Below are 15,154 nucleotides of genomic sequence, written 5' to 3' on the forward strand. Positions count from 1 at the left end.
AAATAACTGACTTATATACATATATTTGAAAATTATTCATTGCGAATATCTATAATATTACGAGTCTATAAATAGCGTTTATAGTTATACTAATCAGAACACAATATATTAATAATATCTCCAAGCCTATTCATGTAAAGCTTATAGCACAAGTTACTAATAATAATATTTATCAGGTATCTCTGTGAAAATTGGGGTTTGATATTTTACTTAGATAATGTACTGAAGGTCTTGTTTACTTATATTTCTGGTCATTGATTTGCTTTAGCATTTCTATAGTGTTTATATCGTAACTGCCAGCGAAGAATTGATATAAAAGCTGCTCAAATACACACTTGTTACCAGCGGCAAAGGCAAATAACGTTAGCGAAGATTGCAGCTTCAAGTAATCCGGTGAACCAAAGACATCTAAAGCGCTTTTGTCAGGATGCAACAGTAATAATTCAGCACATTCTAGCAACCGTGCACCCAGCACATCATGCTGCAAATACTCTTTTGCTTGCTCCAGACTCCCTATTGCAAATCGTCGAGACATTTTACTGTGCCCTAACCCTTTCACCTGTGGAAAAATAAACCACATCCAATGCGTGCGCTTATGACCTTGGGTCAGCTCTTCAATCACTTGTGAATAGATAGTATCTTGAGCTTGGATAAAATCATCAAACAAATCTTTATCTATTGTTGTCATTTTTCACACTCCTTACGATTTAATTAATGAGCGTTTGCCTACCTGCCACGCTAACCAGCCACATATATCGACCCCATCCAGCAATGGTCAGGTTTATCAATCATCCTATTGCCGTAAAACACTTCTAAATCATCAGAAATCCGACTTTCAACCGCAGTTGTGATACTAAAAAACTCATCAAGAGATAGCTTATGATCACTTTCAATATCAAGCATCATATACTGGATACTAAGACCTTCAGGAATTTTATTGAGCAGATGATTAACGGTACTTTTTACTTGTTCTGAGTCCGGCTTACCGGTTACAGTATTCTGTATAAATTTAGCAGTCTTTTCAGCCCCGCAAGATTTTTTGATATCATTAACATCTATACCAATCTTATCCCGATCAGATAGTACCGATTCAAATACGCTTATCACCTGCTCGACTTCATCCGCTTTGCAAATAATGATCCCGTCTATTACTTCGGATCTATCAATTTGCTTATTGGTGGTTTGTAGCGCAAACAATGTGCAACCGACTTGTTGTTGTAGATTTAGCAATGACTGTTCATCCCAACCATCTTCGATAACGATAAACCCAACCTCAGACAAGAGGTAGCTATTTGATTGTGGCGTATATAAAGTAGCTAAAGGTATGGGCTCTATCTGAAGCGCATCATTACATTCTTTTTTAATGTCATTTTTTAGAGTCTGTTTGTCTTTAAAAATACTATCTACTGTCATACTCGGTTCCTTTTTAAAGTGAAATCATTAATTACGGTTATAAAGCTGCATCCCACTTTCTAGGCGCTCAAGAATAACTACCTTTAGCTCTAATGGTTCAATGACGACGGTCAATTGCGACATACTGACCAGCCAATCTTGCAGACGAGTAGTATTAGCAACCTTAGCGCTGACTTGTTTCCAAGTGTCATCGATAATAGTAATTTGCTGATCTGTCGATAAGGGACGCTCATAAAGATGCTGACAGGCATATTTCTGTACTTTTAAAACCAAGTTGATTTCAACATTTTTACCAAACTCTAGCTTGCCCAGCTTCTGTAAGCTATTTAATGTAAAAACGTCACGCCCTACCCAGTCAGGTATTGGCTTATCTATGACTACTGCCTCGGTAATACGGTTGACCGCAAAATTGCGATGCTTCTCTAGCAGTTTATTATCATCGATATGATCATCTGTAGGATTAAAGCCTGTGAGATAGATCATATTGTCAATAAAGATCAGTCCTTTGGGATACACCACTCTTTGAACTGGTTTTTCTTCCCATTTATTTTGATAGCCTATTCGTAATTGACGATTCTGTAGCAGAGCCTGATGAATACTGCCAATCACCTCACTATCAAGCTTTGGTGCTTGCACGATACTAGGTAAGGTGATGAGATGATCTTGCCATTGTCCTAGCGGACTTTGATGAAATTTGTCTTTATCCTGTCGACGTAATTGAGTGAGCTTGTCTGTGATTTCTTGTTTAAAAGATACTGGTAAGTAGTTTGCGGTATATTTATCCAGCATCTCCCAAAAGAACACGGTTTGCTCGTTAATAATATCGATGCTAAAGCTGGGTTCAATATAAAACCGTGCTGTCTTGCCACTGATATTATTGCCCCATGCTGGCACTCGGACTAAGGCGTCACTATAGAAGATATCGTTAAAGATTTGGTTTAAGCCAATCAGATCGTTCTCTAAGTTTTTACGCTCATTTATATAATTGTTAGGATCATCACCATAACCAACCATAAGCTCTGTTAATGACATAGCATCAGCTTCACTACGAGGCAAACATTGATATAAAGCAAATAGGCGTTCTGATTTTTTATAGCTGGCGATTGAATATGTAGGCATAGTATTTACTCTATTAAACTGATGAAATAATCAACTCATTATTAAAATACAGGCTCAATCAAAACGAACCAAAATCGCTGTGCCATTGTCATAAGCATTGCCATCGGAATCATAGACCTGATTTTTAAGAGTGATTAACCATTCTCTTAAATCCGTCTCCGCACTAACAGTTTGCCATTCGTGGCTCGGTACTAAGTCATGAATACCATCAGTACAAACCAAGAGACAGTCGCCACTATTAACATTAATCCTTCGAGAGATGCTCTCTGGTGCTTCACTGCTGATATAACTGTCATCAGTGGTCAAGGCAAAGCACTCAGTAATGCTATATAAACTCCCTGCCATACCTTCTCGGTTATAGTCAGAAAACTCCACTTGGCGACCCTGCTCTTTTGCTTGCTGATCAATGAGTTCGTTCAATAGATTATGGTCGCGAGTCAAGCACTGCCACTGTGATGCGCCTTTGGACAGCCGATAAACGCGGCTGTCGCCCACATGGGTTATCGTTGCCTTTATGGTTCCATCATCCTTTAACTCACAGGTAACCATCGCGAGGGTTGCCGCCGCACCATGACGCTTAGATGAATGCTTGGTTTGATTAATCAGCTGATGAATACTGTCTGAAGAAATACTTTTCTGATCGTTCCATAACCGTCTGATCACTTTTACCACCGCCTTTGAGCAGTACTGCGAGTGTTTAGAGCTTGCGACACCATCAGACACTGCTAGACAGAATGGCGCCGCAACTGGTGTCACTACCATTACCCCTAAGTCTTCTTGATACCAGTTATCTAAAAAGAAAAAAGCGTCTTGCTGCAGATTGTTACTAGCATTACCTTGAAAAGTAATTACACAAGCTTGGGCGATAGATAAAGTTTCTGATGAAGGAAAATAATTTGAAGAAGCAATCATGATGGTAGGCCTATATGTTTATCATAAAAGCCAGTATAGAGGACAACTTGTAAATTTATTTTATAGGTTGCCCTCTATACTAGACTAGTAACGACAAATATCTTACTTAAACAAATGAAAACTAGGTTATATAAAGAACTAATGTTTATTATATAATTCTGTAAATTTAAGGATAATTACTAATTATGAGTGAATCAATAACGCTCCAGAACAGAACGATAATCTCAGTAAAGCAGTTACTGAGTGAATGTCTACTAACTATTCCTGAGTATCAGCGCCCTTACAAATGGAATCAGCACAATATCGCAAGCTTATTCAATGATATTAAGATGCAATATGACAAGCCAGCCTATCGCCTTGGCACTATCGTGCTTCATAAGTCTAAAGATAAAGATGACAAAGACGTACTCAATATTGTCGATGGTCAACAACGCACCCTAACGCTAATGCTTACCGTCATGGCGATTATCAAAAGCTATCATCCTGATAATTCAACCAAACCTAAAGAAGTAAAAGCTATCGGAAAAATATTAGGCGAACTATCTAATACCGTACCAGCTTTAGCTAAAAAACAAGAGTTTACTAGCGATATATCCGTCTACAATTTGCATTCAAATTTTCAAGAGATAATACGCATTATCAGCCGTAGTGAGCTAAGCATTGAGCACATTGATTTTCTATTAAATCAGTGTGAGGTGGTCATCTTCATATTAGAAGATGAATCAGAAGCCTTTCAGTTTTTTGACTCACAGAACTCCCGCGGTAAAGAGCTGTATCCGCATGATTTACTAAAAGCATTTCATTTACGTGAGTTCAGTGCCTATGATGAACGGCTCAACCCAAATATTAAAGCGCAAACTGTCGATCATTGGGAAAGCTTAGCAGATGATGAATTGCACAGGCTGTTTAGTCAGCATTTATTTAGGATTAAGCGCTGGATAGATCATAAACCAGCCCGCAACTTTACCAGTCGTCATGTAGATATTTTTAAAGGGGTATCTCTACATAAACAAAATTTACCGCACTATGCAAAAGCCATGATGATCACCCATCATTTTATCGATGATTATAATAGCAACATGCACCGTCATATTGATGCTCAAACAATGAACTACCCGTTTCAGCTAGACCAAAAAATAGTCAACGGTCGTCGTTTTTTTGAAATGGTTGAATATTACGATACGCTTATTGAACGCACTAAAAAGATTGATATAGCACACGCCTCAGAGAATAAAGACGACCATTCCTATGCAACTGTATATAACCAAACCTTGAATGAACGAGCATCGAAGATTGTTAAGATATTAGATATTTATAGTGATAAGTGGCGTCAGGGTGACAAATATACTCGCAACTTATTTGATAATGCTTTGATCTACTATATTGATAAATTTGGTATGCGAGACTTATCACAGGTTATAGAGATCATGTTTATTTGGGCATACAAAATACGCCTAAGACAATTTGCGGTAAAACTCGCAACGATGGACAATCATGCAGTTGACGGTATGTTATTTAAACGTATCAAAGACGCTACATTGCCTAAAGAAGTATGGATCGCTGGTGTTCAACCTCTAAGAGGCAATGACATAAAAGAGTCTAATAAAAAAACTGATAACGACATATACCAATTATTTAATCACCTCAACTATTTGACTGATAAATAGAGAAAAATAAAATTATGAAAAACTATAATCCGAGCGCAACCGAGCAAGTGATACTACTAACACCAAAGGGGCTGCTTAACGGCACCGAGCACTATCTGATTCCGATGTATCAGCGTAATTATGCTTGGGGGAATAGTGAGATTGAACAGCTTATTGTCGATATTATGGACGCTCAAATCGATGCGAAAAATGCAAAGGAACATAAGAACTATTATCTAGGTACACTGGTAGTATTTGAAAGACCGCAAATATCCTCAAAACGTAAAGTGTTTGAAGTTATTGACGGTCAACAACGCTTTACTACTTTGAGCTTATTAATCATATATCTAAAGAATTACTTTATAACTATAGGTAGCAACTATGATATGTCATGGTATAAAGATCAAAATATTGAGTTTGAAAGCCGTCCGAAATCTACTCAGACGTTAGAGTTACTACTGAATGACAATCTAGAGACCTATGAGCACCTTCATGAAGCTAAACTAAATCCCGCTATTATCAACGGCTATAAGTCTATTAGCGAAGTAATTAAAAGTAAATTTGTTACCCCTAATAATGACAACCAACAACCCACTACAACCCTTCAAGAGTTTTGTGATTATCTATTTCAATATGTGCAAATTGCTCGTGTGCCTGTGCCTGACGAAACGGATTTAAATCATTATTTCGAAGTTATGAATAACCGAGGTGAGCAATTAGAGAAGCATGAAATTATCAAAGCACGTTTGTTGTCAGTCATTGCAAAGGCAAACGAAAGTGAGATAGCGCTTGCGGACAAACAACCAGTTGAAGCTTTGATTCATAATGTCTGGGAAGCTTGCGCCAATATGAATAAATACGTACAGTATGGCTTTAATCCTACTTTACGTTTTAAGTTATTCTCAGATAGTTTAACTCTTCTGCATCCTAAAGATTTTGATGAATTGCTTCATATATATAAAGAGTATGATTACCCGAACAATTCCCAGCCAGATAATGACCAATATTCTGGCTGTAATGACGACGCTCAAAACAATAAAACAAAGCCACTTCCCTCTCTTTATGACATCCTTGACGATAATTTTGACAGTCCACCTAACCCTAGTAATACCGCGGATAAAGAAGAAGATGACGGCGATAGCGAAACTTACTATAGCTTAGTGAATTTCTCGAGCTTTCTTTTGCATGCTTTGAGAATCATGGTTAACGTGCAGTCCTCATATAAACAGGACATTGCACTTGATGACAAGCAGCTGCTAACTCAGTTTGAAACCTTTATTTTAAAACCATCCAGCTTAGAAAATACTCATATCTCAGATACTGATCTGAGTATAGAAACTAACGCTCAAATAACGCCTTTATCTCAAGTAAAAACTTTTATATACGCCTTACTCAAAAGCAAATTTATCTTTGATCACTTTATAATAAAGCGTAACACTCAAGACAGTAAAGGACAATGGACACTCAATAAACTGATTAAGAATGAAGATAAAAAAAATAGTTACTACAAAAATAGCTTTGAGACTGACAATGACAAACTAGTAATGTTACAAAGTGCTTTTCATGTCTCAACCCCTACTACGAACTATAAACACTGGCTTAATGCAGTTTTATACTATGCATGTACGCATTATCAATACGATGAAATAGGCCTTAATAGTGTCGCTTATCTTGAGCATTTAGAAGAAATAGCTCGCGCCTTTATGTTAAGACGTTATTTGACTGATGAACCTGATGATTACCATCAAATAATTTATCAAACCTCAGACTTCAACAAGCTATCGGCTGAACATACCGATGATAGATTGAGTCTTGATAATCTACGTATACAAATTAAGCAGTATCTTAGGTATGGCAATATACGCAACATTTTTGTATTTAATTATTTAGATTATTTGCTTTGGTTAAACGGTGACTATCCTAAGTTTACCTTTACCGCTAGAAGCTCTGTAGAGCACTTTTATCCGCAAAATAATCGAAACGACAGTATATTTTTGGAAGATAAAGACGCAAAAAGTTCACTGTTGCATTCCTTTGGTAATTTATGTTTGATTAGCCATAGCCTTAATTCACGTGTGAGTAATGACATGCCTGATGTTAAGGTAAAATATTTCTCACAAAATGGAGACATTCAAAGGGGGCAAATCGATAGCTTAAAACTACTGAAAATGATTGATTACATACAAGGTAAACCGGATACCTGGGATAAAAAAATGATTGCTCAGCACGAAACTGAAATGCTGAATATTATATTGCAAGGATTACATCTGGAGCTATCAGGTATATCTCATGAGTAGCGTGGACGATATAGAAAAGCTCACTCAAAACCGTGTCATCCGCTTTTTTACCGATACACTAGGCTATCGCTATCTATGCAGCTGACAGTACTAAACTGACAATAAAAACATAGAGCGCGATACCTTGGAGCAATGGTTAGAAAAAGCACGATTTTAGTGTACCCTAATCACACGTACTATTAGCACCTTAGAAAAGGCCGCTTCTTTAAGAGGTGGCATCAAGCTTGACCTCTGCTGTCAAATCCGTAGACATTAAATTGAGGGGTTATAATTTTAAAGAATTATTTCATGCTAGAGTAGACTAAATATTAATCCAACTATAACTTATTGGGTGATAAACACCTGAATATTATGGTGTCCAAAATATCATTAACCTCTCCATTACCATGAAATTATTTTACTCTGATGATTCAAAAACCGCCTAAATGCTATGGTTTATATAGTGCAGAAGACTGCGGTATGAAATCTACTTTTCTCAGGTGGCGTTGTTGATATTGGGGTTTGATCACGGCTATATTTTATTCCATTCAATGACTTTTAAAACCTTGTGAGCTTTCTATGTATATCCAACGCTTAAGTACCATTTGCACGCTATCGCACTAAATGACGCAGAAATCAAGAGCCCAAAAAATAGTAAGAAATAGTTAATGGTGTAACTATCGCAAATTTTGCGACAGTTACACCATGTTCTAAAATGCAGTTATCGCAAAAATTGCGACAACTGCCTCAACTTATGAAATGGAAAGAAAAATGTCTGATGATCGTCCTATCCTGGTGAGTCAAGCGGAAATAGAAGAGCGGCGGCGTATTAGTGCGTGGATTCGTGGTAGTCATGCTGTAGATAATCTTCACGCAAACCCTGACACTCAGCACATTTTTGACGATTTCGTCGAAGGTCGAATTGCTACTACTGAGGAAGTGAACCAACTGTTACATGCTCACTACTCTAAAATAGCGAATCTATCTAAGCCTTGATGGTTTAGATACATACCCTTTTAGCCTCCATTAATTATGTCTTTACTCTAATAATAAAAATTTGCAATCGAGGATTTACAACTAGTGCCTGCAGGCGTAAAAAAGTTAAAAACACTAAATGACGCAGGAACGCACGCTGTTTTTAAAGCGTCTGTTGCTCGTCTGAATTTTATTGAATATACCTATTGCGAACCAATAAGGTGCTCTCAATAGTTCGGTACCCTAGTGAGGACTCGAACACTAGGGTGTAGGCTAGTGATATCGGTATATTAAATTATTTAGGTAGTTGCGGTGTACTTCGTTGTGTACATGCCGTGAGCTTTTGGTTCATTATTTTTATTTACCATAAGCGCTGTTATGGGAATAAACAGTAACTCTTAAGCTCGCTAACATTTTAATCGTTGACCTATGTTTTATTGACTCATCCTACTTTTTTCTGCCTGTCTGAATGAGCAGTACACCACCAAGGATAAATAAGTAGTCAGGCGACAATTTCTATATAAGTGATAGCCTCTCCTATGATCGCACCAATTATTACAGCTACAACAAAGTAAGCGCTTGCAGTGTCTATAGCGTCTTCATAGATGTTACTACTAGAGCAGATAAGTATAGACCATAACCAAATACGGCATGATTAATCACGCTTTGCAATCTGACTGCATTAGGTTTGGGCGTTCGAGAAGCGGCAACGCCAGCACCCATACCAGGTTGCAAAATAAAAAAAGGCGCGACAACGGTGGCAATACCCACTGCCAGAGCGATTCCAATTGAAGGATTTTGGACCCATTCCTGACCACCAATGAGTACTAATAATACCGCGTAACCTATGCCTATTAAATAATGGGCTGTCCACCCAATAAAATTCTCACCGCGAATAGCATTAGATTCTGCAATAATGTCATGACGGAACTGTCCTTGACCCATGTAAGCAATCCAGCGGCCTACCATTCCCCAGTTGGTCGTTGGAATATTAAACAAATACTTCCTGAGTAATGACCACAAGTCCATCACAGCGGTAGCGCCAATACCGATTAATATTATAAAAACGACGTTATCCATGGTGACTCTCTTACTGGTTTTGGTATCAATGTGGTGCTAGTATACAACCTCAAGTCGACTTTAAGTCAAGAGGGTATTATGGATATTTCGCAGGTTGCTAAGCAGTCGGGTGTTCCAGCTTCAACATTACGATTTTATGAGCAAAAAGGCTTAATTAGCTCTATTAGTCGGCAAGGTATCCGCCGAGTTTTCAGCGAAGATATATTAGAGCGTCTGTCCTTGATTGCTTTAGGACGTGTTGCGGGGTTTTCATTGGATGAGATTGCTGGGATATTAGGGTCTGACAAAACCCTAGATATTGATCGAGGTTTATTACTGAGTAAAGCCTCGGAACTGGATGAAACGATTCAAAAATTAATCGCTATGCGTGATGGACTACAACATGCGGCGGCTTGCACAGCTCCTAGCCACTTGGAGTGCTCGAGGTTTCGGCGTCTAATGAATCTAGCCGCCACTGGCACTGTTAAAGGTAATACCTTGAACAAATAAGTAATAGAGACGATTTTATTAGGTAATTAGTTTACTCGAATAATATTGAACCGCTTAACAAGTATATTGTGATTATCCAAAAACCTAGAACACCAGTATTACTTGCTTACAGCTAAATATTCAAGTCCTCGTCACTTGATTGGTTCGCCATACGTATACCCCAAGGGAACCAGTTATTTCACCCTCCAAACCCATTAATAGACCACTTAAAATAGACTGATATAATAGAACTATCTATAACAGACTGCTAAGCTCCTCATACTTATGAAGGCTAATTATGACCATATATATACTTGACATAGAAACAACAGGATTAATCTAGCCACATATGACCGAGGCCGCCTACTCTATTGTTGATATCATCGATGTCAAGGTGACTGTGTTGCAGGGGCCGATAGCTAAGCACTTCAACCCTTTAAAAGAAATTAGCTTGGGCTCTATGGCGATATCACATATCTGTAATGAGGATGTGGCAGGTGAGCCACCTCATACAGATTTTATACTGCCTAACAGTGTTTATTACTTAATTGGTCATAATATCGATTGTGATATAACAGTTCTTAAAAATGTGGGTGTGACTCATACACCTAAGTTGATATGCATCAATGCAATGGCTAATTTCCTTCTTCCTACGCTGAAAAGTCATAAGCTAGCACCCCTCATCTATCATTTTCACCGAGATATAGCGCGTGCTCAAGCAAGAGATGCTCATGCTACCATTGCCAATATTTACTTTGCTGAGCTGGTGCTTGGTAGCTTGATTGATTTGGCTAATAGTCAGTATCATGAAATAAGTGATGTGAAGAGCTTATATGGATTTAGCCAGATGGCACGTGTACCCACGCATTTAGTTTTGGCAAGCATAGAGGTGAGGCTATTGCAGATTTGGCTACCCATTCAGATGGGGCTAGATATCTGAAGTGGCTACTAAAACAAGATACGGTGGACCCTTATTTAGCTGAAGCTTGTCAGCAAGCATTAGAGTCCGTATAAATACACTGATGTAGTCAGCTTTATAGTCGAGCTATGCTCAACATTCAAATCGATACTAGAAATAGTTAACGCTAAAGTAGATCAAGTTCTGATTGAAACTATAACTTATTAGGTAGTAAACCCCTCAATATTATGGTTTTTAAAATATCATCAATATTTGCATATACCATGGAACAATCTTACTCTGACAAACTAGAAAAGCTCTATAGGCTATTATTTATATAGTGTAGAGGGCGGGGGTATGAAATTTAATTTTTTTAGGTGACGCTATTAATATCGGGGTTTGAACAAGGCCTTTGCGATACCGATGCCTGTCATCACTATAAAATTGCAAAAGATCTTTACTTGTTCATTTGGCGTGAAAAAATTGTGCCCACCCTTGGTATCGTCATGATTGATGAGCAAAATCATCGAAGTGATGGGAAAATCGTTGGTGTAGGCGATACAGAAGATATGCCATTATCAAACTTCCCAGTAGCCTCCTACTGCCAACGCTTATCAAACATTAAATACCCTAAAGACCTTTAAATGTTGAACTATTATAATTGCAGGTAACTAATAGTATGGATATATTTCAGGTATTCGGCCGGCGAAAAAAGTCAGTTATCGAGAGCTGAACATTCATATGTCCTTACCATACACCTCAAAATAAAACTTTTTTCCCTATACTGAATAACATTTAATAGAGCCTCATGTAAGTATGAGGCTTTTTTTGCCTTTCTATTTTTATTTATATTCTTCTACTATTTCTGTTGAGCTGACCTTTACAATTATAATCTCTGTACACTTTGTATTATCTAACAATATCCTCTTTCTTTGCATTATTCATACTAACTATAGTATTTTTCAGAGAATAGTACACGGTTGATTTTTTCTAAAAAACGTAATATCGCGTTGCCTCTCTGAAATTAATAGTAAGGAATATCAACCGACTCGAAAGATCTTATGTCAAAACACAGTCTGAAGGCATGCCATATACGCCTGTGATAGTGATTCTTCCACGACGGCATAATAAGTCTCGCAACGAGTTGAGGCGTCGAATGAAAGCTTAAAAAACCCCTTGTACACTTACGAATATATTAGTAATATAAATATCACTAATATATTCGTAAGTGTACAAGGCTATACTTAAGTACTCTCATATTAAGTTATTGTTTTAGAAAATTTTATCACTAATAAAGGGATTTGTTATGAGTGCAATAGGCGTCGATTCTGGCAAAAGAAAATTTAAGCCTCTATTAAAACTCAGTAGCTTGTTTGCTATTGGTGTTGGGGTGGTTATAGGACAGGGTCCTATTGTTTCGCTACTACAGGGTGTCGGTTTAGGTGGTACTGACTTTATTCTAGTATTGTTTATCGGATTGATAATTGCTTTATGCAATGCTTTCACTTTTGCAGAATTATCATTGATGTTTCCCAGTGCAGGTAGCTTGAGTACTTACACAGAAGTAGCAATGGGACATTTTCCCGCTATTCTCGCTACGATGACAGGCTATGTCATGCTCACCATGTTTGGCCTATCAGCTGAGGTAATGCTCGTCAGTGCAGTTATGGATATGCTCTTTCCTGGTGTTTTTTCTCCATTGATGGTTACGTTTATCGTTATCGGTTTATTTACTTTTTTAAATATCTTGGGTACAGATATTTTTGCGAGCGTACAAAGCGTACTTACCTACGTTATGCTAGCGTTTTTAGCAATTGTTAGTGTGGTAGCTATCAGCCAGACGGGCGTACCTATCCCTGAACCGCACACAGCATTTTCCGATTGGGGCGCGATAGATGGAAGCTTTTTAGGGCTCATTGCTCTTGGCATGTGGGCTTATTTTGGGCTTGAGTTTGTTTGTCCCATGATCGAAGAATCCAGCAACCCAGCTCGAAACATCCCTCTTTCTATGTTTATATCTGCGGTAGTTATTTTTGTCGTTTATACTCTGTTTGTTTTAGGTGCTGGTACTTACATTAGCCGTGAAGCATTATTAGCCTCCCCTGTTCCGCATTTTAACTACTTTATTAATGTATTTGGTGATTCTGCAAAATGGATATTAGCCGTTGTATGTCTAACGGCCAGTGGTAGTACAGTTAATACTGTCTTGGCAGGGGTATCAAGAATGCTTTATGGTATGGCAGAGAATGGTCAAGCCTTTAGTATTTTCAAAAAGGTTCACCCTAAGTTTAAAACGCCTTGGGTAGCTATTTTATTCATGGGTGGGATCACTTTACTGCCAACCATTATTCTTGGTCAAGATGGCGACACCATTGTTACGTTGCTAATTGCAGCTGCAGCAACATGGCTATTTGCTTATGGCATTGCGCACGCTGACTTACTCATCTTACGTAAGATTGCCCCAGATCGCTTTAGACCGTTCAAAACCCCTTTTTATCCAGTACCACAAATATTAGGTATAGTGATGATGATTTATCTATTTATTAATAACTCTCCAACACCTGAAATGACCCAAAAAGTCTATACCTTAACAGGTGGATTAATGATAACTGTTGGGATTATGGCAGCTATTTGGGTCAAATTTGTTATGAAAAAAGGTCTGTTTGAGCGTGAACCGATGGTACCACCCAAAATTGATATTAAAATACAGAAATAAGCGTTTATCAGCCATATATAGCACATATAAAATAACCCCCATACATTTTATCGAATGTATGGGGGTTATTTTATATACGCTGTAAATATCGCAAAGGTTTTAATAAATCATCCTGAACATGTAGAAAAAGTTGTAAACCAACTTTTTAACAGACCTTTTAGATACTCAGTCTACAAATTCGTCTATCAAATCATCTAAAAGAACATAAAGCTCCTTCATCGCTTTCTTACCAATTTTATCTTCTATAGCTTTATATTGAAGATTTGATTCTTTGAGCGCTTCAGTATGTAACTCATGAGCTTTATCTGTCAGACGAATACTTATTCGTCTTTGATCTTCCATAGGAATTTTTTGTATTAATTCAGCCTCCTCCATACGCTTAAGAATGCCTGCCATACTGGGACTTAAGATAATACAGTAATGGCATAATTGACGAGGCTCTAAATCACCATGTTCCTTTAGGGCACGAATAATACGCCACTGCTGTTCGGTTACGTTATATTTATTTAAGATAGGGCGAAATTGCACCATGAGATTTTCGCGTGCTTTTAATAGTAGAAATGGCAGATTTCGATAGCTTTGACTCATAATATATTGAATGATAAATGAAAAATCCTATATTACAGTAACCCTGTTTTAGTATCAATTGCTATGTTCTATAGACGCTTTGAATTTCAACAACTGACTAAAAACCGGTAATAAAAAGAGGAAACAACCTAAAGCTGTATCCTCTTACCTGCATCTATTTGATTTTTAAACAGGGTATAAACAGCTATATAACCTAATAGCTAGAGGCATCCTTAACTGCCTTACCTTTAAACTTATTGGCCAATTCTGTGGCAGCTTTGCGTAGTAACAGTACATCCACGCCCACCAACATAAAACTGGCACCTAATTTTTCATACTCTTGTGCAACGCTAGGGTCAGCAGAGAAAATACCAGCAGCTTTACCTGCATTAACGATATCTCTAATAGCATCGGCTACTGCCTGCTTAACCTCAGGATGGGAGGGATTTCCCAAATGGCCCATAGAGGCAGCAAGATCAGATGGACCAATAAATACCGCATCGACCCCATTGACATTAACAATATCTGCTAAGTTGTTGATACCAGCTACTGATTCAATCTGAGCAATAAGACACATGTGTGTATCAGCTTGACAAAAGTAGTCATTAATTGCATTCCAACGTGCTGCTCTTGCCATGGCTGTGCCTACACCACGTATACCGTTTGGCGGATAATGCATGGCTTTTACTAAATTTTCTGCTTGTTGCGCAGTTTCTATCATTGGTATCATCAGCGTTTGTGCACCAATATCTAATACCCGCTTAATAGTGGCTGTATTATGGTCTGGCAGACGAACTACAATTTGCTGCTCTGGATACGCAGCCAATACCTGCAGCTGATCACGAATACTACGAACATCGTTTGGCCCATGCTCCCCATCTATTAACAACCAGTCAAATTCTGCTGTTGCCAATACTTCCGCAATATAAGCATCGCCCAGACCTAAAAACAAGCCTATTTGACGCTGATGAGCTAATAAGTTTTTTTTAAATTGGTTAATTGGTATTTTCACGATAATCTCCCTATTCTTGGGACTTAAAGACTGTTCGTATCCACGATAAAGTCTAAAAATCCTAACTTAGGA

At 37.9% G+C, this 15,154-nt stretch carries 14 protein-coding genes; 7 read left to right on the plus strand and 7 right to left on the minus strand.

What is annotated here, in order from left to right:
• Nucleotides 1-235: 235 nt before the first annotated feature.
• From JMX07_RS04435 to JMX07_RS04450, 4 genes are read right to left on the minus strand one after another with little or no spacing between them, the layout of a single operon-like run.
• Nucleotides 236-688, minus strand: a complete 453-nt coding sequence (locus JMX07_RS04435; RefSeq protein ID WP_201606568.1) for a DUF1810 domain-containing protein — start codon at nt 686-688, stop codon at nt 236-238.
• A gap of 50 nt (nt 689-738) precedes the next feature.
• A complete protein-coding gene (locus JMX07_RS04440; protein ID WP_201606569.1) occupies nt 739-1,413 on the minus strand; it encodes a hypothetical protein in 675 nt (224 codons plus the stop codon).
• Between the two features lie 27 nt (nt 1,414-1,440).
• Nucleotides 1,441-2,532: a helix-turn-helix transcriptional regulator gene (locus tag JMX07_RS04445; RefSeq protein ID WP_201606571.1), complete on the minus strand. Its 1,092-nt coding sequence runs from the start codon at nt 2,530-2,532 to the stop codon at nt 1,441-1,443.
• 54 nt (nt 2,533-2,586) lie between these two features.
• Nucleotides 2,587-3,444 carry a PP2C family protein-serine/threonine phosphatase gene (locus tag JMX07_RS04450; protein ID WP_201606575.1) on the minus strand — a complete coding sequence of 286 codons (858 nt, stop codon included), beginning with the start codon at nt 3,442-3,444 and terminating at the stop codon, nt 2,587-2,589.
• A 185-nt stretch (nt 3,445-3,629) separates the two neighbouring features.
• Here JMX07_RS04450 and JMX07_RS04455 point away from each other — a divergent pair, with 185 nt between their 5' ends.
• From JMX07_RS04455 to JMX07_RS04465, 3 genes are all read left to right on the plus strand, one after another.
• A complete protein-coding gene (locus JMX07_RS04455) occupies nt 3,630-5,111 on the plus strand; it encodes a DUF262 domain-containing protein (protein ID WP_201606576.1) in 1,482 nt (493 codons plus the stop codon).
• Between the two features lie 14 nt (nt 5,112-5,125).
• Entirely contained in the window at nt 5,126-7,387 is a 2,262-nt protein-coding gene (locus tag JMX07_RS04460; protein ID WP_201606578.1) for a DUF262 domain-containing protein, read from the plus strand.
• Nucleotides 7,388-8,137: 750 nt separating this feature from the next.
• Nucleotides 8,138-8,362 carry an antitoxin VbhA family protein gene (locus JMX07_RS04465; protein WP_198332402.1) on the plus strand — a complete coding sequence of 75 codons (225 nt, stop codon included), beginning with the start codon at nt 8,138-8,140 and terminating at the stop codon, nt 8,360-8,362.
• Nucleotides 8,363-8,929: 567 nt separating this feature from the next.
• Here JMX07_RS04465 and JMX07_RS04470 read toward each other — a convergent pair.
• Nucleotides 8,930-9,421 carry a DUF2938 domain-containing protein gene (locus tag JMX07_RS04470; RefSeq protein ID WP_201606580.1) on the minus strand — a complete coding sequence of 164 codons (492 nt, stop codon included), beginning with the start codon at nt 9,419-9,421 and terminating at the stop codon, nt 8,930-8,932.
• 78 nt (nt 9,422-9,499) lie between these two features.
• On the opposite strand from JMX07_RS04470, the gene JMX07_RS04475 reads away from it, so the two are divergent.
• The 4 genes from JMX07_RS04475 (at nt 9,500) to JMX07_RS04490 (ending at nt 13,503) form a co-directional block, all read left to right on the plus strand.
• Complete coding sequence (locus JMX07_RS04475; RefSeq protein WP_201606581.1) at nt 9,500-9,910, plus strand: helix-turn-helix domain-containing protein; 411 nt, start codon at nt 9,500-9,502, stop codon at nt 9,908-9,910.
• A gap of 328 nt (nt 9,911-10,238) precedes the next feature.
• A complete protein-coding gene (locus JMX07_RS04480) occupies nt 10,239-10,829 on the plus strand; it encodes a 3'-5' exonuclease (protein WP_227684623.1) in 591 nt (196 codons plus the stop codon).
• 335 nt (nt 10,830-11,164) lie between these two features.
• Entirely contained in the window at nt 11,165-11,431 is a 267-nt protein-coding gene (locus JMX07_RS04485) for a MoaF C-terminal domain-containing protein (protein ID WP_201606582.1), read from the plus strand.
• 662 nt (nt 11,432-12,093) lie between these two features.
• A complete protein-coding gene (locus tag JMX07_RS04490) occupies nt 12,094-13,503 on the plus strand; it encodes an APC family permease (protein ID WP_201606583.1) in 1,410 nt (469 codons plus the stop codon).
• 165 nt (nt 13,504-13,668) lie between these two features.
• On the opposite strand, the gene hpaR is transcribed toward JMX07_RS04490, so the two are convergent.
• Together hpaR and JMX07_RS04500 are read right to left on the minus strand one after the other, a co-directional pair.
• A complete protein-coding gene (gene hpaR, locus JMX07_RS04495) occupies nt 13,669-14,091 on the minus strand; it encodes a homoprotocatechuate degradation operon regulator HpaR (protein WP_201606584.1) in 423 nt (140 codons plus the stop codon).
• A 193-nt stretch (nt 14,092-14,284) separates the two neighbouring features.
• Nucleotides 14,285-15,082 (minus strand): aldolase/citrate lyase family protein, encoded by a 798-nt coding sequence (locus JMX07_RS04500; RefSeq protein WP_201606585.1) that lies wholly within the window; start codon nt 15,080-15,082, stop codon nt 14,285-14,287.
• Nucleotides 15,083-15,154 lie beyond the last annotated feature (72 nt).

This window comes from Psychrobacter immobilis (assembly GCF_904846235.1).
GTDB classification, from domain to species: domain Bacteria; phylum Pseudomonadota; class Gammaproteobacteria; order Pseudomonadales; family Moraxellaceae; genus Psychrobacter; species Psychrobacter immobilis_C.